A 26413-nucleotide genomic window follows, 5' to 3' on the forward strand; every position below is an offset into this window, starting at 1 on the left:
CGCACGAGAAGCCCGCCCCGCACGCCCCCCGACCCCACTGACCAAGGAGCCCGACGATGACGATGGCAGAGCAGACGAGGGAGTTCCGCAGCGCCGAAGGCGTCCGGCGGGTGCCGCTGCGGCATCCCTGGTGGTGGGTCGGCGGTGCGGTGCTCGTCCTGCTGATCGTGGCGTTCGTGCACCTGCTGGTGACGAACGAGAACCTGCGCTGGTCGGTCGTCCTGCAGTACCTCTTCGACGCCGAGATCATGCGCGGCCTGCTGACGACGCTGGAGCTGACCGTGCTGGCCATGGTGATCGGGCTGGCCATCGGCATCCTGCTGGCGATCATGCGGCTGTCGGCCAACCCGCTGTTCCGGTCGGTGAGCTGGCTCTGGCTGTGGTTCTTCCGGGGCGTGCCGCCGCTGGTGCAGATGGTGTTCTGGTTCAACCTGGCCACGCTCGTCCCGACGATCTCGCTCGGGATCCCGTTCGGGCCGACGGTGGGAGAATGGGACACCAACACGCTGATCTCGTCCTTCTCGGCGGCGATCCTGGGGCTGGCCCTGACCGAGAGCGCATACGCGGCGGAGATGATCCGGGCCGGCATCCAGGCGGTCTCCAAGGGCCAGACCGAGGCGGCGCTGGCCATCGGGATGTCCCGCTACCAGGTGATGCGGCGGATCGTGCTGCCGCAGGCGCTGCGCATCGTCATCCCGCCGATCGGCAACGACCTCATCTCGATGCTGAAGTTCACCTCTCTGGTGAGCGTGCTGGCCACGCCCGACCTGCTCTACAGCGCGCAGATGATCTACTCGCGCAACTACAAGACGATCCCGCTGCTGCTCGTGGCGACCATCTGGTACCTGGTGCTGACGACACTGCTCACCGTGGCTCAGCAGCAGATCGAGAAGCGGCTCAAGCTGACGCGCGCCACCCCTGTACGGACCACCAGGCAGCTGCGCTTCCTCCCGTCGATCGGAAAGGCGTAATGGACGTTCCCCTCCTGCGCATCGAGCAGGTCAGCAAGAGCTTCGGCGGTCACCGCGTGCTGTGCGACGTGTCCCTGGACGTGCACGCCGGCCAGGTGCAGTGCGTCATCGGCCCCTCCGGCTCGGGCAAGAGCACGCTGCTGCGTTGCGTCAACCTGCTGGAGACGCCCGACAGCGGCCACGTCTACCTCGACGGCGAGCCCATGGGGCACCGCTGGAAGAACGGCGTGCTGCACCAGATGTCCGCCGGCCGGCTCGCGGTGCAGCGCCGTCAGATGGGCATGGTCTTCCAGGGCTTCCACCTCTTCCCGCACCGCCGCGTGATCGAGAACGTCACCGAGGGCCCCATGGTGGTCAACAGAGTCGACCGCGCCACCGCCCGCCGGCAGGCCATGGAGCTGCTGTCCAAGGTGGGGCTGGCCGAGAAGGCCGAGGCGTACCCGGAGTCGTTGTCGGGCGGCCAGCAGCAGCGGGTGGCCATCGCGCGCTCGCTGGCCATGCGGCCCAAGCTCATGCTGTTCGACGAGCCGACCTCCGCGCTCGACCCCGAACTGGTGGGCGACGTGCTCGACGTGATGCGCGACCTCGCCGGCGAGGGTATGACCATGGTCGTGGTCACCCATGAGATGGGCTTCGCCCGCGACGTCGCAGACCACGTGGTGTTCATGGACGGCGGGATCGTCGTCGAGTCGGGCCCGCCCGAGCAGATCTTCGGCGCCCCCGAGCACGAACGCACCCGCTCGTTCCTGGCCAGGGTGCTGTGATGAGCGTCCTGGTGCTGTCGGACGCCCAGATCAGGGCGGTGCTCACCGCCGCCGACGTCGTGGCCGCCCAGGACCACGCCTTCCTGCTGGCCGCCGGCCAGGACAGGGTGCGGTCGGCGCACACCCACCACGCGACGTACGCGCCGGACGGGATGGCGTTCGTGCACAGCGCCGTCGTCGGCGGCGAGACGGGCGTGGCGGTCAAGTCCGGCACGCAGCAGCCCGGCAACGCCGAGCTCGGCCTGCCCGCGGTCCACGCCACGGTCACCCTGCACGACCCCGGCACCGGAGAGCCGGTCGCGTTGCTCAACGGCGCCACCATCACCGCGTTGCGCACGGCCGGTGGCCTCGTCTCGGCCGCCCGCGCCCTCGCGCCCGCCGCCGGACCGCACACGCTGGGCGTGCTCGGCGCGGGAGTGCAGGCCGCGGAGGTCGTCCGCCTGATGCGCGCGCTCCTGCCGGTCGGACGGGTGCTGATGTGGAGCCCGCGGCTCGCCGCCGGCGCCCGCCGGCCGTCCGGCGGCGCCGAGGTGGCCGCCTCGCCTCGCGAACTGTGCGAGCGCAGCACCGTGATCGCCACCTGCACGCTCAGCCGCGTCCCCGTCGTCGAGGGCGCCTGGCTGCGCCCCGGCACGACCGTGCTCACCATGGGTTCGTACGCGCCCGACCGCCGCGAGCTGGACCTCGCCTGCGCCGAGCGCGCCGACCTGACCTACGCCGACCTGCCCGAGCAGGCGCTGCGCGGCAACGGCCCGATCATGGCGGCCGTCGCGTCCGGCGTGCTCGCGCCGGAGGCCGTCCGTCCTCTCGCGGACGTCCTGAGCGGGGCCGATCCCGGACGCACCCGCGGCGACCAGGTCGTCCTCTTCCACGGCAACGGCCTCGGCGTCCAGGACGCGGTGCTCGCCTGGCGCGCCTATGAACGGGCTCGCCGGTCGGGCACGGGCGTCGAAGTCGCGCTGTGAACTGCCGCCCCGCGGACGTCCCGCCCGTGAGTTACGCTGCCACCGCCCCGGCCGTCGATCACACGGCATCCCCTCGACAAGGAAGTGAACGTGGCGACTGAACCCGGACCGCCGAGACCGGCCAAGGGCGCGCGGCCCAACCTCAAGGACGTCGCGGCCCGCGCGGGCGTCTCCAGAGCCACCGCCGCCCGCGCCCTCGGCGGATACGGCTACAGCAGCCGAGAGGTCATGGAACGGGTGAGCGAGGCGGCCAGGGAGCTCGGCTACGAGGTCAATCGCATCGCCCGCACCATGCGCAGCGGCAAGTCCGACATCATCGGCTTCGTCTGCGCGGACATCTCCGACGCCTTCTTCTCCAGCGCCATGCGCGGCATCTGTGACGTGGCGCGGAGACAGGGCTCCAAGGTCATCGTCATGAACACCGACGACCAGCTCGCCCAGGAGCAGGAGGCCACCCGCGTGCTGCTCTCGCACGAGGTGGACGGCATCGTCATCACCCCCGTCTCCGTGCGCGAGCACGCCCACATCGACGCCGTCACCGATGCCGGGGTCCCGGTCGTCTCGCTCGACCGCCAGCTCAGCGACGCCGGCATCGACAGCGTCGTCGCCGACAACGAGGACGGCACCGCCCATGCCATCGGCCATCTCATCGCTCGCGGGCACCGCCGCATCGCCTTCCTGGGGTCCGTACAGCCGGAGGAGCCGCCTTCACTGCGCATCGGCAAGATCCGCGCCAGCGTCGCCGGGCCGTCGCGTCCGTCGCTCGACCGCATCCGCGGCTACCTGCGGACGCTGGCCGGGGCCGGGCTGCCCGCCGACCGTGACCTCATCGCCCTCGTGCCGCAGGGCAGCGCGCCGGAACGCCGGCTGGAGGCGGTGGCGGCCGTGCTCGCGCTCGACGATCCGCCGACCGCCCTGTTCACCGCCGACAGCTACATGACCAAGAGCGCGTTCTCGCTGCTGTCGGAGCTGGGGGTGCGGGTCCCGGAGGAGATGTCACTGCTCGGGTTCGACGACCTGGAGTGGACCACGCTGGTCCGACCGCGCATCTCCGTCGTCGTGCAGCCCACCTACGACATGGGACGCACCGCGGCCGAGCAGCTCTTCACCAAGATCGCCCACCCCGCGCCGGCCGGCGGCGGACGCGGCCGGCGCACGGTCGTCCCCACGCGGTTCCTCGATCGCGACAGCGTGGGCGGTTCTGCAATCGACAAAGGAACGGGTCCATGAACGAAACCGGGCGCGAACTGCCCCGCCACGCGTCAGTGGTGATCATCGGCGGCGGCTGCATGGGCGTCTCCATCGCCTACGCCCTCGCCGCGGCCGGAACCCAGGACGTGGTGCTCGTCGACAAGGGCCCGCTCGGGTCGGGCTCGACGTCGAAGGCCGCCGGCGGGGTGCGCGCGCAGTTCTCCGACCGGGTCAACATCGAGCTGGGCGCGCGCAGCCTGGAGACGTTCGAGACGTTCACCAGGCGCTTCGGGCAGGAGATCGACCTGCACAAGGCCGGATACCTGTTCCTGCTCGACTCGCCGGAGGCCGTCGCCGAGTTCGAGAAGAACGTCGCCGTGCAGAACGACCTTGGCGTGCCCAGCCGAATGGTCTCCGTGCGCGAGGCGGCCCGGCTGTCGCCGCTGATCGACACCGACGGCCTGCTCGCCGGCGCCTACTCCCCCGCCGACGGTCACTGCACGCCCGAGTCCGTCGTCCTCGGATACGCGGGCGCCGCCCGCCGGCACGGCGCCCGGCTGCTGCCCAACTGCGCCGCGACCGGCATCGAGCTGGACGGCGACCGCATCGTCGCGGTGCACACCGAGGGCGGGCGCATCGAGACCGGCACCGTCGTCTGCGCCGCGGGCGCCTGGTCCCGCACGGTCGGCGCGTGGGCCGGCGTGGACCTGCCGGTCGAGCCGCTGCGCCGCCAGGTGCTGCTCACCGAGCCCATCCCCGGGCTGCCGCCGACCACGTTCACGATCGACTTCGGCACCACGTTCTACTTCCACCGGGAGGGCCAGGGACTGCTGCTCGGCATGTCCGATCCGGAGGAGACGCCCGGCTTCAAGCTCGACCGCTCCGACGCCTGGCTGCCCAGGCTGGGCGAGGCGATGGCGCGCCGCGCGCCCGCCCTGATGGAGACCGGCATCGCCACCGGCTGGGCCGGTCTGTACGAGGTGACCCCCGACCACAACGCCCTCATCGGCGTCGCCAGGAACGTCGACCGTTTCCTCTACGCCACCGGCTTCTCCGGGCACGGCTTCCTGATGAGCCCGGCCGTCGGCGAGGTCGTCCGCGACCTTTACCTGGACCGGACGCCGTTCACCGACGTCAGCGGCTTCGACGCCGGCCGCTTCGCGCACGCCGGGTCCCGTCCCGAGCTCAACATCGTCTGAACCCGTTCTCCCAAGGAGCCCTGTCCATGCACACGACGCTCCCCTCGCCGGCCGAGTTGTCCGCGCCCGCCCTGGAGACCGCCAAGCGCTGCGGCGTCGAGCTCACCGGCGGCGCGGTCCGACGCCTGGCGCGGCTACATGCGGCGGGCCACGAACACGATCAACTACTCGGGCGAGCTGCCGCTCGCGCAGGGGGTCGAGTTCGACATCTGACGCGCCGGTCCCGGCCTCGGCAGCGCTCGCCCGCTCAAACGCGCTGGTGGTCGTAGGCACGGCGGAACGTGTGCCGCCTGCCGTCCGTGCGGAAGGACGCCGACCCGGTGACCACCCCGTGCCCGGGGACGCGGAAGGTCGCGCTGATCTTCTCGCCCGGCGCCAGCTCGGTCGCCTCCCGGCGGGCGGTCACCTTGCGCCCGCCCGGCAGGTCCAGCGCGAGCCGCACCCTCCGCCACGTGACGGCCGAGCCGTTCACGAGCGTCACGGTGACCCGGTCGCCCGAGGCGGTCATCCTCAACCCGTACGGGCGGCGGGGATCGGGGCCGATCGACCGGTCGAGCAGCTCCATCAGCTCGCCGACCAGCTCCGGCCGTTCGGAGGCCAGGTCCTCGCGCTCGCCGAGGTCGGTGTCGAGGTCGTACAGCTCGATCCGGCCTCCGGGGCCGGCGCCCGCGATGCCGGGCGCGAACCTGATCGCCTTCCAGCGGCCGCGGCGGATCGCCTGCGCCTTGCGCGGCCGGTTCCACACCAGATGGTGGTGGCCGGGCCCGTCACCGCCGTCGAACATGCCGCGGAACGAGCGGCCGTCGATCCCGTCCGGCGCCGGCACCCCGGCCAGGTCGGCCAGCGTCGGCAGCACGTCCCAGTAGGCCACCGGCCGCGTCTCGACCCGGGGGCGCAGCCTCGGCGACCAGGCGATCAGCGGCACCCGGATGCCGCCCTCGTACAGGTCGCGCTTGTCGGCGCGGAGCGGGCCGTTGGAGTCGAACAGGCCGGGGGTCACGCCCTTCTCGCGGTGCGGGCCGTTGTCGCTCATGAACAGCACGATCGTGTTCGCGGCCTTGCCGGTCTCGCGCAGCGTGGCCACGAGCCGCTCCACGTGCGAGTCCAGCAGGGTGACCTGGGCGGCGTGACGCCGGTTGGGCCGGGTCCACGGCTGGTTCTCGTACGGGCCGGCGTCGCCCGGCACCACGCTCGGCGAGTGCGGCAGGATGGTCGGGAAGTAGAGCAGGAACGGCCGCTCGGACGGCTCCCTGATGAAGTCGACGGCCCGCCGCAGGAACAGGCCGGGCGCGTACGCCCTGCCGCCCAGCGCCACCTTGCCGGCGTTGTGCCACAGGTAGCGCGGGTAGTACTGATGGGCGTGGCGGTGGGTGATGTAGCCGAAGAACTCGCCGAAGCCGCGCTCGTTCGGGTGGGACGGCTGACCGGGCCGTTCGGGCCCGAAGCCCCACTTGCCGATGCACGCGGTGCGGTAACCGGACAGCTGGAGCAGCTCGGCGAAGGTCAGGTCGTCCTCCACCAGCGCGCGCTGCGGGCCGCCCTCCGGGTTCTCGCGCACGGTGGAGTGCCCGGCGTGCAGGCCGGTGAGCAGGGAGCAGCGCGACGGCGCGCACAGCGGCGCCCCCGAGTAGGCGGTCTCGAACCGCACCCCTTCGGCGGCCAGCTGGTCGATGGCCGGCGTGGCGATCTTCTTCTGCCCCTGGACGCCGATCTCGCCCCAGCCCAGGTCATCGGCGAGGATGATGAGGAAGTTGGGCCGGGGCGCGACCGCCGCCCGCGCCGGTGACGCGGCGGCGCGGACGGACAGGCCGGCGAGCGCGCCGGCCAGGAGGGTCCGGCGCGAGGGAGCGGTGATCATTCCTGCCACCTTCGACGCCGTGCGTGATCGACATGCGAAGCGCGGACGAACGGCAGGCGGACTCTGCCGGAACGGAAGCCCGCGTCCGTCAGCAGTAGCCCCAGAGCCCGGCGATCTCCCTGAGCTCGGCAGGCAGCTCGTCGGCCGGGGGCAGCGGGCGGCCGGCGACGACCGTGCCGCTCTTGATCTTGTCCCGCCAGTCGCCCACCCCTTTCTCGAAAACTCCGTGGTCCTTGTCGCCGTACTGGAGCATCCCCGGCTCCCACTCCACGCCCAGGAACGCGCAGAGCGGCCTCAGCGTCCCCTCCGGGTCCGCGACCAGCTCCTCGTAACGCAGCGTGTGACCCTCCAGGTGCGTACGGGCCTCCTGCAGATAGGTCATGTACGCCAGCGTCCGCGGCACCGCCTCGGTCATGGGCCGCTTGGCGGGGTCGGCCTCGTGCCACGACTGCACGATCGACATCGGGTGCCGCAGCAGGAAGACGAACCTGGCGTCCGGCCAGCACGTCCTGAGCCGCTGCCACACGAACACGTTGCTCGGCGTCTTCTCGACCAGGATCGGCTTGCCGCTGCGCCGGAGCTCCCGGTGCAGCAGCCGGTCCCAGACGAGGTGCTCGACGTCGCTGTGGGTGTGGCCGAGGAGCTGCATCGCCTGCCGTACGGGCTCGGTGGTGAACCCCACCGTCATGCGGCGGAAATGGGTCTCGATGGGCGAGTGGATTCGGCTGTGCGAGTTCAGGATCACCCGCAGCAGGGTCGAGCCGGACCGCACCGACGACAGCAGGAAGACGGGCTCACGCAGCAGCCGGTCGTGCGCCGGGTCCACCGGCCCGCGCACCGCGTCGCCGGGCAGCCGCTGCGTCTCGGGGGCGGGCCTGGGCGGCGGCGGCGGTTTCGGCGGCCCGGCCGCCCGCTGCCTCCCCGCGCGGGTGAGTGTGTAACCGGTCAATCCCTCGAGTGTCGCGTTGGCCCTGTACTTCCAGCTCATGGCCCGTCAAGGTACGGGTGACCGGTGAACCTCTGGTTAACCCGCCCTGTGAGGTTCGGCCCACGGGGGTGTCCCCGGTATTGACAGGCCCCCTGCCACGGGAGAGCTTGTGGCTGGGTCGCCTCGGGGCCGTGATCCGCACCGCCGCCGCCGGCGGGACCGGCACGGTGATCGGGCGCAAGGAGCTCCTCCACGCGCACGAGGGACAGCCGCGGCTGGGCGGCCGGGCTGACCTGGGCGTTCTGCTCTTGACGTGGCGGCGCCGGGATCGCCATACTCTCGGAACAAAACTCAACTCGACTCAAGTTAAGTTTCGGAGAGCGCCGTGCGCCAGACCATCGCCACCATCCCGAGCTGGTCGCCCCTGTATCCCCTGGGCGTCCACGAGTTCCGCGACACCGAGAACCTCACCCTGCTCTGCCGCACCCGCCCGGGGCTGGTCGGCGAGCTGCTGCCGTACCCGCTGACCCCCACGGGCGACTACCTGCGCGTCAAGTGGTCGCGCGTCGGCAGGGTCGTCGACCTCACCGGCATGCTCAACATGGAGTTCATCCTGCCGTGCGCCTTCGAGGGCGAGGCCGGCTCGCACGTCCCGCTCGAATACATTGAGAGCGACATGGGCCTGTGCGTCGGCCGCGAGGTGTTCGCCTGGCCCAAGAAAGGCGGCGAGCTCACCTGGGAGCAGGACGACGAGGGCCGCATCCACCTGGAATGCCGCAGGAACGGACGCACCCTGATCACCACCGACTTCACCCCCGGCCCGCCCGCCCCTGTCTCCTGGCCCGCCGCCGGCCCCACCTTCCAGGTGCGCCACCTGACCACGCCGCGCCAGGACGTCCCCGTCACCGCCGAGACCATCCGCTTCGAGTTCCCCGCCGCCGCCCTGCGCGAGCCGGTCCACGGCCAGGCCACCCTGGAGCTGCACGACGGCCCCGGCGACCCGCTGGAGTTCCTCGGCCCGCTGGAGGTCGTCGCGGCCCGCGTCGACTTCACCGACTTCGACTTCGGGCCCGGCGACGTCGTCGGCCGCTCCGAGCTCGCCGCCTGAGGCTCCGCCGTGTCCATCCCCCTCGCGAACCCTTCGGAACAGGACCGCGCGTGAAAGAGCCCATGACCCTGGACGACCTGCCCCTGCGCCCGTTCCACCTGCGCATCGCGGCGGTCGTCGGCGGCGGCATGTTCATCGACGGCTACATCCTCGGCATCGTCATCTTCGCCTTCCCCGCCATCCCGGCCGCCTTCGGCATGACGCCGGTCTGGAGCGGCCTGGTCTCGGCCGCCCCCCTGGTCGGCCTGTTCGTCGGCGGCCTGGTGTTCGGCCGGCTGACCGACCGGTTCGGCCGCAAGGACCTGTTCCGCCTGCACCTGCTCGCCATGGTGGTGATCTCGGTGCTGCAGGTGTTCACCGCCGCACCGTGGCAGCTCGTCGCGCTGCGGCTGGTGCTGGGCCTGGCCATCGGCGGCGACTACGCCATCGGCCCCGGACTGCTGGCCGAGTTCACCCCGCGCAAGCTGCGCACCGCGGTGATGAGCGCGCTCGGCGTGCTGTGGGCGCTGGGCTACCTCGTCGCCACCGTCGCCGGCCACTACGTCGCCGGGCTGGGCGGCCCCGACGCCTGGAAATGGGCCCTCGCCACCAGCGCCATCCCGTCCCTGATCGTGCTGATCATGCGGACCGGCGCGCCCGAATCGCCGCGCTGGCTCATCAGCCAGGGCCGCTTCGAGGAGGCCCGCCGCATCGTGGACAGGTGGCTCGGCCCCGACATCGCGCTGCCGCCCGCGGACGCCGCGCGTGCCGCCGGCGCCGGCTCCTGGCGGCGGCTGTTCGCGCCCGACATGTGGCGCAGGACAGCCGTCTCCGGCCTGTTCTGGATGGCGCTGGCCATCCCCAACTTCTCCCTGTTCGTCTTCCTGCCGGACGTGCTCGCCGCGCTGAAGGTGGACGACGAATTCCTCGGCACCGTGCTGCCGTGCGCGTTCGCCCTGCTCGGCGCGGTCATCGGCATCTTCCTGCTGCCCCGCATGGGACGCCGGACCGCGCTGATCGGCTTCATGGCGGCGCTCACGGCCATCTGCCTGTGGATCGGCCTGGCACCGAACCCGCCCTGGCTCACTGTGACGCTGTTCGTGCTGTTCGGGCTGCTGCTGGCGCTGGTCGCCAACCTGGAGTTCATCTACCCCAGCGAGCTGTTCCCCACCGAGCTGCGGGCCTCCGGCCTCGGCCTGGCCTCGGCCATCAGCCGCATCGGCGCCGCCGCTGGAACGTTCCTGCTGCCGATCGGGCTGGAAAGCCTCGGCGTGGCCGGCGTCATGGTGGCCACCGCCGTGGTGCTGCTGCTCGGCATCGCGGTCACCGCCGCCTGGGCGCCCGAGACCAACGGCGCGGCCCTGGACGAACCGGCCCCCGCCCCCCTCGCCCCGCGACCCCGAGGACTGTGATGCGCACCGGCTACGACCCCCTCGACTTCTGGCGGCGGCTCGACTATCCGCCGGCCGCGCAGCCGTACTCCGCGCCCGGCCTGAGCACCGTCACCGTCTACTGCCGCGGCGACGCGGAGGAGCTGGAACGGCTGCTGCGGCCCACCCCGTTCCTGCCCGCCGACGACCGGTTCGCGGTCAGCTTCGCCGACTTCTCCACCGCCACCAACGGCGGCTTCATGGACTGCGGCGTCATCGTCCCGGTCCGCTACGGCGACCTCGTCGGCGGCTTCTACCTGGCCGAGTACGAGAACCACTCCTGGAGCGTGGCCGCCGGCCGCGAGCTGTGGGGCTATCCCAAACGCATGGCCGCCATGCGCGTCAAGCGCGACGGCGACCGGATCGCCTGCACCGTCGCCGCCGAGGGCCGCACCCTGGTCGACCTGGAATGGGAGGCCGAGGACACGGCGCCCGAGCCGCCCGGGCTGCGGCTCTACCCGCACCTGCTGGTGCGGGCCGTGCCCCAGGTGGACGGGCCCGGCTTCGCCCGGTTCGACGTGCTGTCCCGGGACACCTCGCCGGACTTCGTCCTGCACGAGGAGCGGCGCGGGCGCGCCCGGCTACGCCTCGGCGAGGGCCTGGTGCACGCCGGCGAGCACCTGACGGTCGCCGGCGTGCTGGGCGCGGTCCACACGGTCGGCGACTTCGCCTCCACCGCGCGGCACGGGCTGCCGACGGTGCTGGCCCGCCTCGCCTGACCCGTCAGCCGCTCCGCCCGGCCCCTCCGGCCGCGTCCTCGCCGTCTCTGTCCTCCTCGTCCCGCACGAACGTCGCCAAGTAGGCCCGCATGACGACCTTGGCCTGGGCGAGGAGGTCAGGCCGGTCGGGGCCCGGCCCCAGCGCCGCCTGCACGAGATGGTTGCCGACCATGGTCGTCACCGTGTAGGCGATGTCGGGGGCGTCGAGCCGCCCGCCGGAGCTGTCGGACAACAGCCGCTGGACGCAGGCCGTGAGGTGGTCCTGCAACTGGGCCTGCGCCTTGAGAACCTGCTCGCTCATGTGCGTGCGGTTCCACAGCTCGCGCACCACGGGATCGCGGTGGAACTCCTCGAAGGCGTCCACGACCGCGTCGTTGGCCTCCTGCCATGACCCGTACGTGCCGGCCGCGACCTCCTCGATCAGCTCGTACGCCCGGTCCATGTACCGGAACGTCAGCTCCTCCAGCACGGCCTGCACGCTGGGGAAGTAGGTGTACAACGAGCCGGAGTTGACCCCCGACCGCTCGATGAGCGTCACCGGCGAGGCCACGCAGCCGTCGTAGCCGAGCTCCTTGACCAGGGACTCGGCGGCGGCGAGCACGCGCTCGACCTTGTCCCGGCTGCGGGCCTGGATCGGCGTGCGCCGCAGGGCGCTGCCCGACGCTCGGGAACCCACCGGACCTCCTGTCTCGCCGCCTGTCCGCCGCCTCCAGTCTCCCACGCGAGCCGGCCGACGGGACAATTCAGCACTGTTCCCCCGCCTTTACATTGTAGATTCGGCGGTCCTCGGCCGGGTGCAGCCGCCCCCTCAAGGGACCCGGCCGCTCACTTCCTGTCGGCCCAGGGCTCGTAGCAGTCGTCGCCCGGAAGCACCCATCCCGCCACGTCGGGCCGCTCGATCTCCTTCAGCAGCTTCACCGCGCCCGTCTTCCGCGAGACCTGGTAGACCGCCACTCCCTTCGCGCTCTTCGATCGCACGATCAGCCGGTCGGACCGGTCGAAGTCGATGTCGTCGATGTACTGCCCGCGCGGAAGCCGCACCTCCACCACGGCGCCCGCACGACCGGTACGCAGGTTCAGCATGCGCACCTTGCGGTACTTGCCCCCCTTGCCGACCAGCACGGCCGAGGTGGTGTAGTCCCCCGCGAGCGCGCTCGGGTCCAGTCGCGTCTTCAGCCGCAGCCGGGGCCGCAGCGCCCGGTCGAACACGACCATCTGCTCCCCGCCCAGCAGCACTCGCTTGCTGTCGGGGCTGAACCCGGACAGGCTCCACGCGTCTGTCTTCTCCGGCGGCCCCATAGCCTTGCGCTTTCGCAGGTCCGCGAACACGTCCAAGCCCGGTCCCGAGGTCCCCGTGATCACGTAGCTGCCGTCATAGGACACGAACGGCCACTCCTCGCCGATGGCGTACGCCGTGATGCGCTTGGCGACCACGCGCTCCTTGCCGTGCACGGTCCGCTCCACGAACAGGCCGTCCTTCTTCCGGTAGTAGAAGAGGTGCCGCCCGTCCCCGCTGATCAGGAACGGCGCGGTCGTCCCCTCGTTGACCGCGTCCTTGGGCGCCACGGTCAGCGCCTCCGGGACCTCCACCACCTTCCCGCTGGTCAGCACCACTTCCCACGTCTGCGTCCGCTGCGCGTAGGCGATCGTGGCGGGCGCCTCAGCGGCCGCAGGCTGGGTGGCCGCTGTTAAGCCGGCGAGGGTGAGTGCCACCAGTGACGTATGAAATCCCATGGTCTGTCGGATGCCGCCGGCACGGAAAAAGTTGCGTCGTAGGGGATGAGCTCGCCCAGCACCGTGGTGAGCACCAGGCGCGGCTCGGCGGCCCGCAGGTCGGCGCCGGCCCCGTCAGAACCTACCGGCTGAACGAGGGAGTTGTGCGCGGCAGTGAGGACAGGCCCCACAACTCGGCGATGCGTCCGTCGCGCACGCGGAACATCTCCAGCATCGTCGGCGACCCCTGGCCTGGGATGCCGCGCATGCTCGTACGGACCGCGGCCGTGTCCCCTTCCACGACCATGTCCTCGACCATGACGTGGACGTCGGGGAAGGACTCGTGGAGCCGTCGCCAGGCTTGCGCGACGCTGTCGGGGCCCGTCGCGTCCAGGGGATGGCTGTAGAAGTCGGCGGTGAAGACCTCCGTCGTGGCGGCGTAGTCCTGGGCGTTGAACGCCGCGTACATGCGCTCGGCGGCGGCCCGTACGTCGTCGTCGGTCATGGGCTCTCCTGCTCGGTCATGTTCGCGCGGACGCGGCGCAGCACGTCCAGCACGATCTCCTGCTGTTGTGCGGTGATGCCGGCGAGGAGCCGCTCCTGGTAGGACTGGTGCGCCCGCTCCAGCTCCGCCGCCGCCCGCTCGCCGGCCGGGGTCAGCGCGGCCAGCGTGTAGCGGTTGTCGGCCGGGTCGAGACGGCGGCTGATCAGCCCGTCGGCCTCGAACTCCTTGACCAGGCGCGTGACGCTCGCCCCGTCGATGCCCAGCGTGTGGCGGAGGTCGTTGTGGCTGGTCTCGCCGTCGCGCCACAGCCGGATGAGCAACTGGACGCGCTGGGGGCTCATGCCGATGTGCCGGGGGAACGCCTGTCGCAGCTCGGCCCAGGCGCCGCCGAGTTCACGGAAGAAGAGGCAACTCTTGCGCACTTCAAGAGTTGGAAGGGCGCAGTGCGGTGAACGGGCGGGTGGGGACGGCGTCGAGGGCGGCGAGGGTCTGGTCGTCGAGGGTGATCGCGCCCACGGCCAGGTTCGCCTCGAGGTGGCCGGCGTCGGCGGTGCCGGGGATGAGCAGCGTGCGGGGTGAGTGGCGCAGCAGCCAGGCCAGGCCGACCTGGGCGGGGGTGCAGCCGAGGCGCTCGGCGGCGGCGAGCACGGCGGGCTCGTCGGCCACCTTCGCCAGCCCCGGGAGCGCGCCGCCCAGCGGGAAGTAGGGGACCCAGGCGATCTGCTCGGCCTCGCACAGCCGGAGCGCGTCCTCGTCGTCACGGGACACGAGGCTGTAGGCGTTCTGCACGCACACGATGCCCGCCGGCAGCGCGCGGCGCAGGATGTCCGCGGTCACGCTGCTCAGCCCGATCGCGCCGATCTTGCCTTCCTCGCGCAGCGCGATCATTTCGGCGAGCTGGTCGTCGAGGCCGACGATCTGGTCGTCGGGGACGGGGACGCTGATCCCGGAGTCCGTACGGCGCAGGTTGACCACCGGGATCTGCTCCAGCCCGAGCGTGGCAAGGTTGTCCTCGACGCTCGTCCGCAGATCCTCGGGCCGCTGCGCCAGCCGCAGCGGGAACGGGCCGCCGGGGTCGGAGACGGCGCCGACCTTGCTGACGACCAGGACGTCGTCCTCGGGCGTGAGCGCCTCGCGGATGACCTCGTTGACGAAGCCGTCGCCGTAGAACTGGGCGGTGTCGACGTGGTCGACGCCGAGCTCGACGGCGTGGCGCAGCAGGGCGACGGCGGCGCGGCGGTCGCCGTGCAGGCGCTCCAGCTGCATCGCGCCGTACCCCACGCGGGAGACCGTACGGCCGGCCAGTTCGCCGGCGCCTCCGGGGCGCGGAGCAGGGGTGGCGGGGAAGGACGGGGACGTCATGGGTGACCTGCCCTCATGAGAGGATGGAGGAAACGGAGGTGCCTCCGTTACTTCCACTGTAGCACTACCGGAGGTGCCTCCGTTTTGAGTCTGCCCGAGACCACTCCGCCCCAGCCCGCTCAGCAGCCGGGGCGCCGTGACGCGCGCCGCAATCGCGACAAGCTCATCGCCACCGCCCAGGCCGCCTTCGCCGCGGCCGAGGGCCCCGTCGCGCTGGAGGCCATCGCCCGGCAGGCAGGGGTCGGCATCGGCACCCTCTACCGCCACTTCCCCACCCGCGAGGACCTGGTCGACGCCGTCTACGCGGCCGAGCTCGAGGCCGTCACCACGAGCGTCTCCGCCCTCCTCGGCCGGCACCCCGCCGACGTGGCGCTGCGGACCTGGCTGGGCCGTTACGCCGCCTTCGTCACCACCAAACGCGGGATGATGGACACGCTGCGCGCCGGGTACGCCTCCGGACGCATCGCGCCCCCCTCCCGCGAGCGCGTCACCACCACGATCGCCACGATCCTCCGCGAGGGCGCGGCGCAGGGCACCCTCCGCGCCGACGTCGCCGTCGAGGACGTCACCGCCCTGCTCGTCGGCGTGTTCCTCGCCATCACCGCCGGCGCCCCCCAGGAGCAGACCGACCGCCTGCTCGACCTCCTCACCGACGCGCTCCGCCCACGACCGGCTACCGGCTGACGGTGAGCAGGCCGCCGCCCTCGACGGTCAACGCCTCGCGGTGAACGGGCGGACCGTACGGGCCGACGTGGGGACCGCGACCGGCAGTGACGCGCCGGCGCGTGCGGCTATGCGGCGACGACGCAGAACTGGTTGCCCTCGGGGTCGGCCAGCACGACCCAGCTGTCGAAGCGCCGCACCTCGCTCGCGCCGAGGGCCTGGATCCGGTCGACCTCGCCCGCCAGGTCGTCGGTGAACAGGTCCAGGTGCAGCCGGTTCTTGCCCTCCCGGCCTTCGGGTACGGCCTGCAGGGACAGGCCGACGCCGCTCTTGTTCGCGTCCTCCAGGTAGGCGGCGACCTCGTCCGATGACGCGACCCGGTAGCCAGTGACCGCCTGCCAGAAGGCGGTGCTGCCGGCCAGGTCGTTCGTGTCGATGCCGATGTTGCCGATGCTGATGCTCATCAGCGATCCCTTCTCATCTAACTGTCGTAAGGCTTACGTCGGATAGGCTGCGAGGCGTGGAGAATCAGCGCGCAACCGAGCCCGAGGCAGGGATGGCGCCGAAGCCGCTGCGCGTGATCGAGGAGTTCATCAACACCCGGCACCAGGACGGCGACGAGCTCGCGACGCCGGATCAACTGGCGACATGGCTGCACGCCCGCGGCCTCGTGCCCGCCGGCACGGAGGTGACCGCCGAGCAGCGCGACCGCGCCGGACGGGTCCGCGAGGGACTGCGCGCGTTGATCGCCGCGAACAACGAGGAGCCCGTCTCCAGCCCGCGCCCGGACGGCCTCGACCCCGCCGCCCGCGCCGAGCTCGCCGAGCTCACTCGCGACCTCCCGCTGATGCTCGACGTGACCGTCTCCCCGCCCCGGCTGGTCGCCCGCGACCCGGGGCCGGTGGAGGCGGCGCTGGCCGGGCTGCTCGCCGTCGTGGCCGAGGCCGTGGCGGACGGCACGTGGACGCGGCTGAAGGCCTGCCGGGAGCCGAGCTGCCGATGGGCCTACTACGACCACTCCCGCAACCGGCGCCGGACCTGGTGCTCGATGGAGCTCTGCGGCAACCGCGCCAAAGCCCGCGCCTCCCACCACCGCAGATCCGGAGGCCGTTGACCGGCCTCTCGGCCACCCGGCTCCCGGTGGGATCTCTCAGAGGCCTGTGTCTTCGCGCAGGTCGAACGCGTCGCGGGCGCGTTCGATGGCGGGCATGTGCTCGCCGGCCCAGGCCAGCAGTACGTCGATGGGCTGCCGCAAGGTCTTGCCGAGCGGGGTGATCCGATACATGATCGCCACCGGCCGCGTGGAGACGACCTCGCGTTCGATCACCCCGTTGCGCTCAAGACGGCGAAGAGTCGCGGTCAGCGACTTCTGCGTGACCGCGGGGATGGCCCGGCGTAGCTCGTTGAAGCGGCAGGGGCGTTCGCAGAGCTCGTTGAGCACCCCGAGGGACCACTTGTCGAGCACCTGGTCGAGGAGTTCGCGGTGCGGGGCGTCGATGCGGAGCTCGCTGTCGGTATCCATGGCGAAACCTGGTCTCGTTGAAGTGTCCTTCTCCTACTAAGTAGCTTACAGATACCTACTGGGACAAGGAGAAACAGCCATGACCGTCAAGCACTTCACCCCTGAAGGCATGCTGCAGCCCACCCCCTACCACCACGTCGCCGTCGGCACGGGCACGACCCATGTCCACGTCAGCGGGCAGATCGCACGGCAGGCCGACGGAACCCCGGTGGCCCCCGGCGATCTGGCCGGACAGGTCGCGCAGGCCCTGCGCAACACCGCTCTCGGCCTGGCGGGCGCGGGAGCCTCGTTCGCGGACGTGGTGCGCCTGACGTTCTACGTGACCCGGTGGAGCCCGGAGAAGATCGGTGACTTCATGGCCGGGGTCGAGGCCGTCGCCGAGGAGATCGGTCTCCGGCTCCCCATGCCACCGGCCTCCCTCATCGGCGTCGACCACCTCTTCGAGCCGGACGTGCTCGTCGAGGTCGAGGCGACCGCGCTGCTCGACTGAGCCCGGTCGCTCGCCGCGGGAGCACGCCCGGGGCAACCGGGCTCAGCCGTGCCTGCGCCTGCCCAGGGCGGTCTCGTAGGCCCGCATCGTGCGCACGATCGTGGCGCGCTCGGCGGGCGTGAGGCCGGCCAGGACCTCGGCCCAGGCCAGCGCGCTGCCCGACAGCCACTCGCGGATCGGCTCGACGTACCGGGGGGCGATCGCGACGACCCGCCGCCGCCGGTCGGCGTCGTCCTCCTCGCGGGTCAGGACGCCGCGGCGGGACAGGTCGCCCACCATGAGGCTGACGGTCGTCGGCGCGATCTCCAGGCGCTCGGCGAGCTGACTCACCGTGAGAGAGCCGTCGTACTGCAGGTAGGCCAGCAGCGACAGGTGGCGGGGCGCGAGGTCGAGCGTCCGCAGCACCTCGGGCACGGGCAGCCGCTTGGCCCGCCCGACGAGCCGGGGCATCAGCAGCAGCATGGACCGCACCGCCTGATCGGTGGTCATGCCGTCCGCGTCGTTGACCATGGGACACCTCGCCTATTACCTTTGACATCAAAGCTAATTTAGGAACAAACAGGAGTCCTACGATGCCACATCTGACGGTCCGGGCCCTGGAGCCGCAGCTCCAGGGCAACGAGACGGCCCTCATCGCCGCGCTGACCGACGCGGTGGTGAGCGTGTACGGCGAATGGGCGCGCGACATCGCCGTCATCCACCTCGACGGCGTGCCCCCTGGGCGGTGGGGCCTGCGGGGGAAGCCGGCCGACGAGGCCGCGCCCGCGATCACGTTCGGCGTACGGGAGGCGGCGTTCACCCGCCCCGACAGCGACCAGATCGCCGACCGGCTCGTGCGGACCGTCACCGACGCCGTCGCCGGCGTCCTCGGGGCGCATCTGCGCGACAGCATCACCGTCGAGCTCGTCGCCACCCCGGCCGGCCGTACGGGGATCGGCGGCGTGATCGTCGACCGCCAGGCCGGCTGAGCGGGGCAGGTCAGGCCGGGTAGGAGACCTTCGTCAGCTCCTCCGAGACCGCCCAGATCCGGGCCGCGTCGGCGGTGCTGCGCAGCGGCGGGTAGAGCGGCTGCTCGGCGGGCGGGCCGCCGAGGTGGCCGGGGCCGCTGGGCCCGTACAGGGCTCCCGGCCTGGCGTCGGGGCCGGTGGCGGCCATGAGGGCGGGCAGTTGCGCCGTCTCGACCGTCCCGAGCAGGATGCCGCGGGCCGAGAGCGCCCGGATCAGGCGGACCTGCGGGGTGTCGCGGCTGCGGCCCAGCTCGGGGCGGGCGGCCAGCAGGCTGGTGGGCGCCACGCCGGGGTGGGCGAGGTTGCTGGTGACGCCCCAGCCGTGAGCCCTGCTGCGCCGGTCCAGTTCGAGGCCGAACAGCCCGAACGCGATCTTCGACTGGCTGTACGCACGCTGCCCGTGGTAGCCGCGCTCCCAGCTCAGGTCGTCCCAGTTGATGGCGCCGCGGCGGGCGGCGATGCTGATCTGCGAGGTGACGCGGGCCCGCCCCGCGCGCAGCAGCGGCAGCAGGTGCCCGACAAGGGCGAAGTGCCCCAGGTGGTTGGTGCCGAACTGCAGCTCGAACCCGTCGGCGGTGGTCTGCCGGTCGGGCGGCGTCATGACGCCGGCGTTGCCGATGAACAGGTGGATCGGGCGGCCCTCGCCGCACAGGTCCGCGCCGAGGGCCGCGACGGAGCCGAGCGAGGACAGGTCGAGGGCGCGCAGCGAGACGTCCGCGCCAGGGACGGCCCGCCTGATCGCGGCGAGCGCGCTCTCCCCCTTGCGCGGGTTGCGGACGGGCATGACGACCTCCGCGCCGGCCGCGGCCAGGCGGGTGGCCATGGCGAGGCCCATCCCGTCGCTCGCCCCGGTGACGACGGCGCGCTTGCCGGACAGATCGGGCACGGTGAGGTCGGTTCGGGTACGTGACATGAGGTCCTGTTCCTTCGGGTGGGCGTGCCCTCGATCCTCGGCGGACGGCACGGGCGGATCCAGGACCCGCCCATCCCCGGCTCACCGGTCCGTGGCTGCCGTGGCGCGCAGCTGTTAGAAAGGCCGTACCCCAAAAGGGCCGCACCCCAGAGGAAGAGGACATGTGGTGATCGATCGGGCCGGGCTGGCGGAGTTCCTGCGCAACCGCCGGGAGGCTCTGCAGCCCGAGGACGTGGGCCTGCCGCGCGGGCCGCGCCGCAGGACCAGCGGCCTGCGGCGCGAGGAGGTCGCCTCCCTGTGCAACATGTCGGCCGACTACTACGCCCGGCTGGAGCGGGAGCGCGGGCCGCAGCCGTCGCTCCAGATGCTCGCCTCGATCGCGCAGGGGCTGCACCTGTCGCTCGACGAGCGGGACCACCTGTTCCGCCTCGCCGGGCACAACCCGCCGGCGCGGGGCACCTCCGGCGACCACATCAGCCCCGGCCTGCTGCGCATCCTCGACCGGCTGACCGACACGCCCGCGGAGATCGTCACCGAGCTGGGCGAGACCCTGCGCCAGACCCCGATGGGGGTCGCGCTCACCGGCGACACGACCCGCTACACCGGGCCGGCCCGCAGCATCGGCTACCGGTGGTTCACCGACCCCGCCGCGCGGCGGCTCTACGCGCCGGGCGAGCACGCGTTCCTGACCAGGATGTACGCCTCGGGGCTGCGCGAGATCGTCACCCTGCGCGGGCCGGGATCACGGGCCGCGCACCTCGCGGACCTGCTGCTGGCCGACAGCGAGGAGTTCCGGCGGGTGTGGCAGGACCACGAGATCGGGATCCGCCCGAAGGACGTCAAGCACTTCGTCCACCCCGAGGTCGGCGCGCTGGAGCTCACCTGCCAGCGGCTGATCGACCCGGATCAGGCGCACTGGCTGCTCGTCTACACCGCCGTCCCCGGCAGCGAGAGCCACGAGAAGCTGCAGGTGCTGTCCGTCATCGGCACCCAGACCCTCCATATGACGTGAACGTCAGGGCCGGGTGGCCAAGGCGTTCAGCGGGTTGTCCAGCAGGTCGGCGAAGGCGAGCTCGGCGGCTCCGGCGAGCGTGGTGTCGTCGCCCAGGGCCGTCACGGCCAGGCGGACCCGCTCGCGCGACACCGGCAGGACATGCGCGTCGATCCGGGCGCGGACGCGCGGCGCGGCGGCCGGGTAGATGTCGCGGAGCATCCCGCCGAAGACCACGAGCGCCGGGTTGAACAGGTTGATGAGGTTGACGACGCCGACGCCGAGCCAGTCGCCGACGCGGCCGACGGCGTCCCGTGCCCGCGCGTCACCGGCCCCGGCGAGGGCGACGACCGCCCGGATGCCGGGGCGCCCGATGAGGTCGCCGGAGCGTCCCGCGTAGTCGAGCAGCGCCTCCTCCCCCACCTCGGCCTCCAGACAGCCGCGCGACCCGCACAGGCAGGGCCGCCCGTCGAACGGGTTGATCAGCATGTGCCCGAGTTCGCAGCCGTAGCCCGCGTCGCCGTCCAGGAGGTCGCCCCCGACGATGATGCCGCCGCCGACGCCGACGTCCCCGTGCAGGTAGACGAGGTTGTCCACGTCGCGTCCGGCGCCGCGTACGTGCTCGGCCACCGCGCCCAGGTGCGCCTCGTTGCCCACCTCGACGGGAAGCCCGAGGCCGAGCCCGGCGGCGAGCTCCGGGCCGAACGCCTGGTCCACCCAGCCGAGGTGCGGGCCGTAGCGGACGGTGCCGTCGGCGCGCCTGATCAGCCCGCAGTAGGACGCGCCCACGCCCACGCACACCGCGTCCGGAGGGGCTCCGGCGACCAGCTCGCGGCCGAAGGCGGCGAGGACGCCGACGACGTCCTCCAGGTCGACGCCCGCGCGGGCGCGTACGGCCTCGCGGCGGTCGAGGATCCGGCCGCCGAGCCCGACCCGGGCCGCGAGCAGCCGGTCCACGGCCACGTCGAACGCGAGCCCGTACACCGTCCCCTGCTCGGGCATGACGACGATGGACGGCCGCCCGGCGCGGCCCTGACCGGTGGGGACGCCCTCGCGGACGAGCCCGGCCGCGGCGAGCTCCGCGGTCAGGTCCATGATGGTGCTGCGGTTGAGGCCCATCCGGCGGCTGAGCGCGGCCCGTGACACGGCTCCGTCCTGGTGGACGCGGCGCAGCACCTCGCTGAGGTTCCGCTGCCGCATCTGCTCCTGCGTCCGCGCGCCCGCCGCCGATCCCGTCATCGCCACCAGCCTAGGACGGTTCGTCCCGCAGCAGGAGCTGGTCCAGTTTGGCGTTCAGCGCGGCCAGCTCCTGCCTGACGGCGTTCAGCTCCGCCCGGGTCTGCAGCTCGGCCGGCGAGGGCTCGTTCTCGTGCATGGCGTTGACCACGACCGCGATGAACAGGTTCAGCGCGACGAAGGTGGACATGAGGATGTACGCGATGAAGAACAGCCACGCCCACGGCTTGTGCTCCATGACGTCCTGGGCGACGTTGCCCCAGTCGTCGCCGGTCATGATCTGGAACAGGGTGAACAGCGAGCGCGGCAGCTCGTCGAAGCGTTCGGGCACGATGTCGCCGAACAGCTTCGTGGCGATGACCGCCGCGATGTAGATCAGCAGGACCAGCAGCCCGATGATGGAGGCCATGCCCGGCATCGCGGTCAGCAGGGCGCCGACCACGCGGCGCATGCTGGGCACCGCCGAGACCAGCCGCAGCGCCCGCAGGATGCGCAACGCCCGCAGCACCGACGTGGGTCCGGAGGCCGGGATGAGGGCGACGGCGACGATGACGGTGTCGAACCAGTTCCAGGGGTCCTTGAAGAACGACCTGCGGTAGGCGTACAGGCGGGCGGCGATCTCGGTGGTGAAGACGACGAGCGCGATCCGGTCGACGGCGTGCAGCAGGCCGCCGATCTCGTCCATGAGGCGGGAGCTCGTCTCCATGCCGATGGTGATCGCGTTGACGACGATCACGACGATGACGGCTCGCTGCACGAGCCGGTTCTCCAGGAACCTTCGAACGCGTTCTTGCCTGGACACTTCCGGCCGTCCTTGGAAGAGGATCATGATCGTCGATCATCGTAGGGGGAACGGCCGGAGGTGCGAGCCCGATGCCGGGCAATACGCCCCGGTTAGCGGCTGAGTGCACGAATCCGCTAGCGTCGAATGACACCGGTCCGTCCGGTGAGACAGAAGGGAGCGTACGTGTCGGCGAACCTGACCCGCCCGCGATTCGGACCAGGGCGTGCCAGGTGAGCGTGGCCCTCGGCCTGCTGGCCGTCTTCCTCCTCACCGCCGCCACCGGCTACTTCGTCGCCCAGGAGTTCGCCTACGTCAGCGCCGACCGGCTCACCCTGGTCACCCAGGCCGAGGCGGGCGACAGGAAGGCCGCCAAGGCGGTCCAGGTGATGGAGCGGCTGTCGTTCATGCTGTCCGGCGCCCAGCTCGGCATCACCGTCACCGCCCTGGTCGTCGGGTTCATCGCCCGCCCCGCGCTGGCCGAGCTCATCGCCCCCGCCCTGACCGCGCTGGGCCTGTCCGCCGGCCTGGTGGACGCCGTCGCCCTGGCGATCGGGTTCGCGCTGGCCACGGTCATCCAGATGGTGCTGGGCGAGCTGGCCCCCAAGAACCTCGCCCTGGCCAGGCCGGAGCCGCTGGCCCGCGCGCTGGCCGGGTCCACCCTGGTCTACCTGAAGATCGCCGGACCGGTGGTCAGGCTGTTCGACACCGCGGCCAACCGGCTGCTGCGCGCCGTGGGCATCGAACCGGTCGAGGAGCTGCACCACGGCGCCACCCTCGAAGAGCTCGGCCACATCATCGGCGAGTCCGAGGCGCACGGTCACCTGCCCGGCAGCCAGGCCGACGTGCTGGAGCGGGCCCTGGCCTTCTCCGAGCACACCGCCGAGGAGGTCATGGTGCCGCGCGTGGACGTCGTCGCCGTCCCCGCGATCGCCACCGTCGCGGATCTGGACGAGCTGATCGCCGCGCACGGCCACACCCACTACCCGGTGCTGGGCGCCACCTTCGACCTCGTGGTCGGCGTGGTCAGCCTGCGCGACGCCGCCGCCGTCGCGCCCGAGGACGCCGGCCGCGTCCGGATCGGCAGCATCTGCCGGGACGTGCTCGTCGTCCCGTTCTCCCTCGCGCTGCCGGACCTGGCCCGGCAGATGCACGAACGCGGCGAGGAGGTGGCCTGCGTGGTGAACGAGCACGGCGGCCTGGCCGGGCTGCTCACCTGGGAGGACGTCGCCGAGGAGCTGGTCGGCGAGATCGCCGACGAGAACGACGTGGAGGCCCCGGCCGTCGTGCGGCAGGGCGAGGCGTGGGAGGTGGACGCCGGTCTGCGCATCGACGAGATCGCCCTGGCCACCGGCCTGGCCCTGCCCGACGAGGACGAGTACGACACCCTCGCCGGGCTCGTCCTGCACCGGCTCGGCCGTTTCGCCGCCCCCGGCGAGACGATCACCGTCAGCCTGCCCGCCACCCTGGACGACCAGGCCCCCACGCACGCCCGCGTCGAGGTCCTGACCCTGCGCCGGCACGTCCCCGAACGCGTCCGCCTGACCCCTTACCGGGACGACAGCGAGGAGCAGCAGTGAGTGTGACCACCGGTCTCGTCCTGACCCTGCTCCTGCTGGTCGGCAACGGCTTCTTCGTCGCCGCCGAGTTCGCGCTGGTCGCCGCCAAACGCCACCGCCTGGAGAAGGCCGCCGCCTCGGGCAGCCGGGCCGCCTCGGCCGCCCTGGCGGGCATCAAGGAGCTGTCGCTCATGCTGGCCGGGGCGCAGCTCGGCATCACGCTGTGCTCGCTCGGCCTCGGCGTGGTGTCCGAGCCGCTGATCGCGGGCACCCTCGCCCCGCTCTTCCACGCCGTCGGGCTGCCGGACGCGGCCGCGCACTCGGTGGCGTTCGTGATCGCGCTGGCGCTGGTGACGTTCCTGCACATGGTGCTCGGCGAGATGGCGCCCAAGTCGTGGGCGATCGCGCACCCCGAGCGGTCGGCCACCGTCCTGGCGCTGCCGTTCCGCGGCTTCACCCTGCTGGTGCGGCCGCTCATCAGCGCGCTCAACGGCATCACCAACGGCCTGCTGCGGCTGTTCAAGGTGCACCCGCGCGGAGAGGGGGAGGCGCCGCGGACCCCCGCGCAGCTCCGGCACCTGGTGGAGGAGTCGCGCCGGCTCGGCCTCATCGAGGCCGACGACCACGCCGTCCTCACCCAGGCCCTGCGCGTCCCCGACGCGCCCATCGCCGCCCTGGTCACCCCGGCCGGCCAGGTGGTCACGGTGCCCGCCGACGCCACCGCGCAGCAGATCATCGACGCCTGCCTGCGTGCCGGGCGCTCCCGCCTCATCGCCGGGCCGCTCACCGCCCCGTCCGGGGTGGTGCACGTCCGCGACGCCTACCTGGCGCGCCGCCGCGGCGACACCCGGACGACGGCCGCCCAGCTCGCCCACCCGCTGCCGGACCTGGCCGAGGACGCCTCGATCGCCGAGGCGGTGAGCCGGCTGCGGAGCGTCCACGGGCAGGTCGCGCTGGTCCGCACGGCGACGGACCACGTGTCGGGGATCGTCAGCCTGGACGACCTGCTGACCACGCTGCTCGTCCCCGCGTGAGCCCCGCGCCGCTGGGAACTTCGCCCCGTTCTCGTCCGTTCTGCCCTAAGACCTGTGCTGATCGCAACGAACGAGTGGAGTGACGGCTCTTCCGTGGAAGAGTGCGATACCCGACCGGGCAGTGGCCCGGTGCCTCTTCGTTCGCGCGCACGGTCTTCTCTCGCCCGAGCCGCCGCTCGGCGTTCCCCCGGCGGCTTCGCGCCGCGTCACCGTTCTCTCAAGGAGCCCCTCTGCCTTGGACGGCTACTGGTTTCAGCTCGCCCTCGTCGTGGTCCTGGTCATTCTCAACGCCGTCTTCGCCGGCTCCGAGCTGGCGCTGATCTCCCTGCGTGAGGGCCAGCTCCGCCGGCTGGAACAGCGCGGACCGGGCGGCAAGGTCCTCGTCCGCCTGGCCCGTGACCCCAACCAGTTCCTCGCCACCATCCAGCTCGTCATCACCCTGTCCGGCTTCCTCGCCTCCGCCACCGCGGCGGTCACCCTGGCCGAGCCGCTGGTGCCGCTGCTCGGCTTCCTCGGCGACGCCGCGAACCCGATCGCCATCGTGCTGGTGACGATCGTGCTGACGTTCTTCACGCTGGTGTTCGGCGAGCTCGCGCCCAAGCGGGTCGCCATGCAGCGCGCCGAGAGCTGGGCCCTGCTGGTGGCCCGCCCGCTCAGCCTCATCGCCACCCTGTCCCGGCCGATCGTCTGGGCCCTCGCCAAGTCCACCGACCTCGCCGTACGCCTCATGGGCGGCGACCCCGACCGGCACCGCGAGGAGATCAGCCCCGAGGAGATCCGCGACCTGGTCGCCACCCACCGCGGTTTCACCCCCGAGCAGCGGCTCATCATCTCCGGCGCGGTCGAGATCAGCGACCGGGTCCTGCGCGAGGTGCTGGTCTCCCGCCGCGAGGTCTTCACCCTTGACGCCGCCACCCCCGTCGAGCCGGCCCGCCGCCTGCTGGCCGCCTCCGGCCACTCCCGCGCCCCGGTCGTCGGCGGGCGCGGCCTGGACGAGGTGTCCGGCGTCGTCAACCTGCGCGACCTGCTCACCGACGAGCACGCCACGACCGTCGCCGACGTGGCCCGCCCGCCGCTCCTGCTGCCCGACAGCCTGCCCGTCTCCGACGCGCTGCGCCGCTTCAAGGCCGAACGCCAGCAGTTCGCCCTCGTCATCGACGAACGCGGCTCCGTCAACGGCATCGTCACTCTGGAGGATCTCCTGGAGGAGGTGGTCGGCGAGATCTACGACGAGACCGACCGCGACGTGCTGGCGGCCGTCCGCGAGGCCGACGGCGGGCTGCTGCTGACCGGCACGTTCCCCGTCCACGACCTGCCCGACCTGGACGTGCACCTGGAGGAGCGGCCCGACGGCGACTACACCACGGTCGCGGGGCTCGTCCTGACCCTGCTCGGGCACGTGCCCACCGCCCCCGGGGAGAGCGTGGAGATCGGCGGCTGGCGCCTGCAGGTGGTGGCCGTCGAGCGCCACGCCATCACCCAGGTGCGCCTCGCCGCGCAGGGCGGAGAGTGATCGCGGCTCCGC

29 protein-coding genes are annotated in these 26413 nt (G+C 72.2%); 16 read left to right on the plus strand and 13 right to left on the minus strand.

The annotated features are described in order from the left end of the window. The first annotated feature begins 56 nt into the window (after positions 1-56). The 5 genes from ACBR40_RS05750 (at position 57) to ACBR40_RS05770 (ending at position 5090) form a co-directional block, all read left to right on the plus strand. Positions 57-971: an amino acid ABC transporter permease gene (locus tag ACBR40_RS05750; RefSeq protein WP_344207913.1), complete on the plus strand. Its 915-nt coding sequence runs from the start codon at positions 57-59 to the stop codon at positions 969-971. Beyond that, positions 971-1735, plus strand: coding sequence for an amino acid ABC transporter ATP-binding protein (locus ACBR40_RS05755; protein WP_371247737.1), 765 nt, complete (start codon positions 971-973; stop codon positions 1733-1735). Before ACBR40_RS05750 ends, ACBR40_RS05755 begins: the two co-directional genes overlap by 1 nt. Further along, positions 1735-2700, plus strand: coding sequence for an ornithine cyclodeaminase family protein (locus ACBR40_RS05760; protein ID WP_371247738.1), 966 nt, complete (start codon positions 1735-1737; stop codon positions 2698-2700). Before ACBR40_RS05755 ends, ACBR40_RS05760 begins: the two co-directional genes overlap by 1 nt. A gap of 90 nt (positions 2701-2790) precedes the next feature. Then, entirely contained in the window at positions 2791-3930 is a 1140-nt protein-coding gene (locus tag ACBR40_RS05765; protein ID WP_371247739.1) for a LacI family DNA-binding transcriptional regulator, read from the plus strand. Next, on the plus strand, positions 3927-5090 hold the full coding sequence (locus ACBR40_RS05770) for an FAD-binding oxidoreductase (RefSeq protein WP_364446602.1): 1164 nt from the start codon (positions 3927-3929) through the stop codon (positions 5088-5090). Before ACBR40_RS05765 ends, ACBR40_RS05770 begins: the two co-directional genes overlap by 4 nt. A gap of 247 nt (positions 5091-5337) precedes the next feature. Here the strand turns inward: ACBR40_RS05770 and ACBR40_RS05775 are convergent, their stop codons facing one another. Beyond that, positions 5338-6948 (minus strand): sulfatase-like hydrolase/transferase, encoded by a 1611-nt coding sequence (locus tag ACBR40_RS05775; RefSeq protein ID WP_371247741.1) that lies wholly within the window; start codon positions 6946-6948, stop codon positions 5338-5340. An 88-nt stretch (positions 6949-7036) separates the two neighbouring features. Then, on the minus strand, positions 7037-7897 hold the full coding sequence (locus ACBR40_RS05780) for a sulfotransferase (RefSeq protein WP_371247743.1): 861 nt from the start codon (positions 7895-7897) through the stop codon (positions 7037-7039). A 364-nt stretch (positions 7898-8261) separates the two neighbouring features. Between ACBR40_RS05780 and ACBR40_RS05785 the strand changes: the two genes are divergently transcribed. Genes ACBR40_RS05785 through ACBR40_RS05795 form a run of 3 tightly spaced genes read left to right on the plus strand, consistent with a single transcriptional unit; the run spans position 8262 to position 11112 of the window. After that, positions 8262-8984, plus strand: coding sequence for an acetoacetate decarboxylase family protein (locus ACBR40_RS05785; RefSeq protein WP_371247744.1), 723 nt, complete (start codon positions 8262-8264; stop codon positions 8982-8984). Positions 8985-9034: 50 nt separating this feature from the next. Next, positions 9035-10375 (plus strand): MFS transporter, encoded by a 1341-nt coding sequence (locus tag ACBR40_RS05790; RefSeq protein WP_371247746.1) that lies wholly within the window; start codon positions 9035-9037, stop codon positions 10373-10375. Further along, on the plus strand, positions 10375-11112 hold the full coding sequence (locus ACBR40_RS05795; protein WP_371247747.1) for an acetoacetate decarboxylase family protein: 738 nt from the start codon (positions 10375-10377) through the stop codon (positions 11110-11112). The genes ACBR40_RS05790 and ACBR40_RS05795 overlap by 1 nt, the downstream gene beginning before the upstream one ends. A 4-nt stretch (positions 11113-11116) precedes the next feature. Here the strand turns inward: ACBR40_RS05795 and ACBR40_RS05800 are convergent, their stop codons facing one another. The 5 genes from ACBR40_RS05800 to ACBR40_RS05820 all read right to left on the minus strand — a co-directional run bounded on the left by ACBR40_RS05800 (position 11117) and on the right by ACBR40_RS05820 (position 14692). Beyond that, entirely contained in the window at positions 11117-11788 is a 672-nt protein-coding gene (locus ACBR40_RS05800; RefSeq protein WP_344207903.1) for a TetR/AcrR family transcriptional regulator, read from the minus strand. 149 nt (positions 11789-11937) lie between these two features. Beyond that, positions 11938-12825, minus strand: coding sequence for a hypothetical protein (locus tag ACBR40_RS05805; protein ID WP_371247748.1), 888 nt, complete (start codon positions 12823-12825; stop codon positions 11938-11940). Between the two features lie 142 nt (positions 12826-12967). Next, positions 12968-13330 (minus strand): nuclear transport factor 2 family protein, encoded by a 363-nt coding sequence (locus tag ACBR40_RS05810; RefSeq protein WP_364446591.1) that lies wholly within the window; start codon positions 13328-13330, stop codon positions 12968-12970. Next, complete coding sequence (locus ACBR40_RS05815) at positions 13327-13752, minus strand: MarR family winged helix-turn-helix transcriptional regulator (RefSeq protein ID WP_371247749.1); 426 nt, start codon at positions 13750-13752, stop codon at positions 13327-13329. Before ACBR40_RS05815 ends, ACBR40_RS05810 begins: the two co-directional genes overlap by 4 nt. A gap of 1 nt (position 13753) precedes the next feature. Beyond that, positions 13754-14692 carry an aldo/keto reductase gene (locus ACBR40_RS05820; protein ID WP_371247750.1) on the minus strand — a complete coding sequence of 313 codons (939 nt, stop codon included), beginning with the start codon at positions 14690-14692 and terminating at the stop codon, positions 13754-13756. An 84-nt stretch (positions 14693-14776) separates the two neighbouring features. On the opposite strand from ACBR40_RS05820, the gene ACBR40_RS05825 reads away from it, so the two are divergent. Then, positions 14777-15376: a TetR/AcrR family transcriptional regulator gene (locus ACBR40_RS05825; RefSeq protein ID WP_371247752.1), complete on the plus strand. Its 600-nt coding sequence runs from the start codon at positions 14777-14779 to the stop codon at positions 15374-15376. A gap of 107 nt (positions 15377-15483) precedes the next feature. Here ACBR40_RS05825 and ACBR40_RS05830 read toward each other — a convergent pair whose 3' ends face one another. Further along, positions 15484-15819, minus strand: coding sequence for a VOC family protein (locus ACBR40_RS05830; protein WP_371247753.1), 336 nt, complete (start codon positions 15817-15819; stop codon positions 15484-15486). Positions 15820-15875: 56 nt separating this feature from the next. Here ACBR40_RS05830 and ACBR40_RS05835 point away from each other — a divergent pair, with 56 nt between their 5' ends. After that, positions 15876-16469, plus strand: coding sequence for a CGNR zinc finger domain-containing protein (locus ACBR40_RS05835; RefSeq protein WP_371247755.1), 594 nt, complete (start codon positions 15876-15878; stop codon positions 16467-16469). 36 nt (positions 16470-16505) lie between these two features. Here ACBR40_RS05835 and ACBR40_RS05840 read toward each other — a convergent pair whose 3' ends face one another. Continuing rightward, positions 16506-16877 carry a helix-turn-helix domain-containing protein gene (locus ACBR40_RS05840; RefSeq protein WP_344207891.1) on the minus strand — a complete coding sequence of 124 codons (372 nt, stop codon included), beginning with the start codon at positions 16875-16877 and terminating at the stop codon, positions 16506-16508. 79 nt (positions 16878-16956) lie between these two features. Between ACBR40_RS05840 and ACBR40_RS05845 the strand changes: the two genes are divergently transcribed. After that, positions 16957-17367, plus strand: a complete 411-nt coding sequence (locus ACBR40_RS05845; RefSeq protein WP_344207890.1) for a RidA family protein — start codon at positions 16957-16959, stop codon at positions 17365-17367. 42 nt (positions 17368-17409) lie between these two features. Here the strand turns inward: ACBR40_RS05845 and ACBR40_RS05850 are convergent, their stop codons facing one another. Continuing rightward, positions 17410-17877 (minus strand): MarR family winged helix-turn-helix transcriptional regulator, encoded by a 468-nt coding sequence (locus ACBR40_RS05850; protein ID WP_371247758.1) that lies wholly within the window; start codon positions 17875-17877, stop codon positions 17410-17412. A 62-nt stretch (positions 17878-17939) separates the two neighbouring features. Between ACBR40_RS05850 and ACBR40_RS05855 the strand changes: the two genes are divergently transcribed. Next, positions 17940-18335 carry a tautomerase family protein gene (locus ACBR40_RS05855; protein ID WP_371247759.1) on the plus strand — a complete coding sequence of 132 codons (396 nt, stop codon included), beginning with the start codon at positions 17940-17942 and terminating at the stop codon, positions 18333-18335. A 10-nt stretch (positions 18336-18345) separates the two neighbouring features. On the opposite strand, the gene ACBR40_RS05860 is transcribed toward ACBR40_RS05855, so the two are convergent. Continuing rightward, on the minus strand, positions 18346-19287 hold the full coding sequence (locus ACBR40_RS05860) for an SDR family oxidoreductase (protein WP_371247760.1): 942 nt from the start codon (positions 19285-19287) through the stop codon (positions 18346-18348). Positions 19288-19453: 166 nt separating this feature from the next. Here ACBR40_RS05860 and ACBR40_RS05865 point away from each other — a divergent pair, with 166 nt between their 5' ends. Continuing rightward, complete coding sequence (locus ACBR40_RS05865; protein WP_371248338.1) at positions 19454-20299, plus strand: helix-turn-helix transcriptional regulator; 846 nt, start codon at positions 19454-19456, stop codon at positions 20297-20299. A 3-nt stretch (positions 20300-20302) separates the two neighbouring features. On the opposite strand, the gene ACBR40_RS05870 is transcribed toward ACBR40_RS05865, so the two are convergent. After that, the gene (locus tag ACBR40_RS05870) at positions 20303-21517 is read right to left on the minus strand and encodes an ROK family transcriptional regulator (protein WP_344207886.1); all 1215 of its coding nucleotides are present in this window, start codon (positions 21515-21517) and stop codon (positions 20303-20305) included. A gap of 10 nt (positions 21518-21527) precedes the next feature. Next, positions 21528-22316: an ion transporter gene (locus tag ACBR40_RS05875; RefSeq protein WP_344207885.1), complete on the minus strand. Its 789-nt coding sequence runs from the start codon at positions 22314-22316 to the stop codon at positions 21528-21530. A gap of 212 nt (positions 22317-22528) precedes the next feature. Between ACBR40_RS05875 and ACBR40_RS05880 the strand changes: the two genes are divergently transcribed. The 3 genes from ACBR40_RS05880 (at position 22529) to ACBR40_RS05890 (ending at position 26401) form a co-directional block, all read left to right on the plus strand. Then, on the plus strand, positions 22529-23875 hold the full coding sequence (locus tag ACBR40_RS05880) for a hemolysin family protein (RefSeq protein ID WP_371247761.1): 1347 nt from the start codon (positions 22529-22531) through the stop codon (positions 23873-23875). Continuing rightward, positions 23872-24888 carry a hemolysin family protein gene (locus ACBR40_RS05885; RefSeq protein WP_371247762.1) on the plus strand — a complete coding sequence of 339 codons (1017 nt, stop codon included), beginning with the start codon at positions 23872-23874 and terminating at the stop codon, positions 24886-24888. The genes ACBR40_RS05880 and ACBR40_RS05885 overlap by 4 nt, the downstream gene beginning before the upstream one ends. A 235-nt stretch (positions 24889-25123) precedes the next feature. Next, on the plus strand, positions 25124-26401 hold the full coding sequence (locus ACBR40_RS05890; protein WP_371247763.1) for a hemolysin family protein: 1278 nt from the start codon (positions 25124-25126) through the stop codon (positions 26399-26401). The last annotated feature ends 12 nt before the right edge of the window (positions 26402-26413 follow it).

The organism is Nonomuraea sp. AD125B (assembly GCF_041402765.1).
GTDB classification, from domain to species: Bacteria; Actinomycetota; Actinomycetes; order Streptosporangiales; family Streptosporangiaceae; genus Nonomuraea; species Nonomuraea bangladeshensis.

Coding starts and splice junctions, on each gene's coding strand:
- ACBR40_RS05820 (WP_371247750.1), bottom strand. CDS start 14,692: ATGACGTCCCCGTCCTTCCCCGCCACCCCTGCTCCGCGCCCCGGAGGC.
- ACBR40_RS05830 (WP_371247753.1), bottom strand. CDS start 15,819: ATGAGCATCAGCATCGGCAACATCGGCATCGACACGAACGACCTGGCC.
- ACBR40_RS05855 (WP_371247759.1), top strand. CDS start 17,940: ATGCCACATCTGACGGTCCGGGCCCTGGAGCCGCAGCTCCAGGGCAAC.
- ACBR40_RS05770 (WP_364446602.1), top strand. CDS start 3,927: ATGAACGAAACCGGGCGCGAACTGCCCCGCCACGCGTCAGTGGTGATC.
- ACBR40_RS05860 (WP_371247760.1), bottom strand. CDS start 19,287: ATGTCACGTACCCGAACCGACCTCACCGTGCCCGATCTGTCCGGCAAG.
- ACBR40_RS05750 (WP_344207913.1), top strand. CDS start 57: ATGACGATGGCAGAGCAGACGAGGGAGTTCCGCAGCGCCGAAGGCGTC.
- ACBR40_RS05850 (WP_371247758.1), bottom strand. CDS start 17,877: ATGGTCAACGACGCGGACGGCATGACCACCGATCAGGCGGTGCGGTCC.
- ACBR40_RS05845 (WP_344207890.1), top strand. CDS start 16,957: ATGACCGTCAAGCACTTCACCCCTGAAGGCATGCTGCAGCCCACCCCC.
- ACBR40_RS05870 (WP_344207886.1), bottom strand. CDS start 21,517: ATGACGGGATCGGCGGCGGGCGCGCGGACGCAGGAGCAGATGCGGCAG.
- ACBR40_RS05755 (WP_371247737.1), top strand. CDS start 971: ATGGACGTTCCCCTCCTGCGCATCGAGCAGGTCAGCAAGAGCTTCGGC.
- ACBR40_RS05810 (WP_364446591.1), bottom strand. CDS start 13,330: ATGACCGACGACGACGTACGGGCCGCCGCCGAGCGCATGTACGCGGCG.
- ACBR40_RS05840 (WP_344207891.1), bottom strand. CDS start 16,877: ATGGATACCGACAGCGAGCTCCGCATCGACGCCCCGCACCGCGAACTC.
- ACBR40_RS05760 (WP_371247738.1), top strand. CDS start 1,735: ATGAGCGTCCTGGTGCTGTCGGACGCCCAGATCAGGGCGGTGCTCACC.
- ACBR40_RS05775 (WP_371247741.1), bottom strand. CDS start 6,948: ATGATCACCGCTCCCTCGCGCCGGACCCTCCTGGCCGGCGCGCTCGCC.
- ACBR40_RS05795 (WP_371247747.1), top strand. CDS start 10,375: ATGCGCACCGGCTACGACCCCCTCGACTTCTGGCGGCGGCTCGACTAT.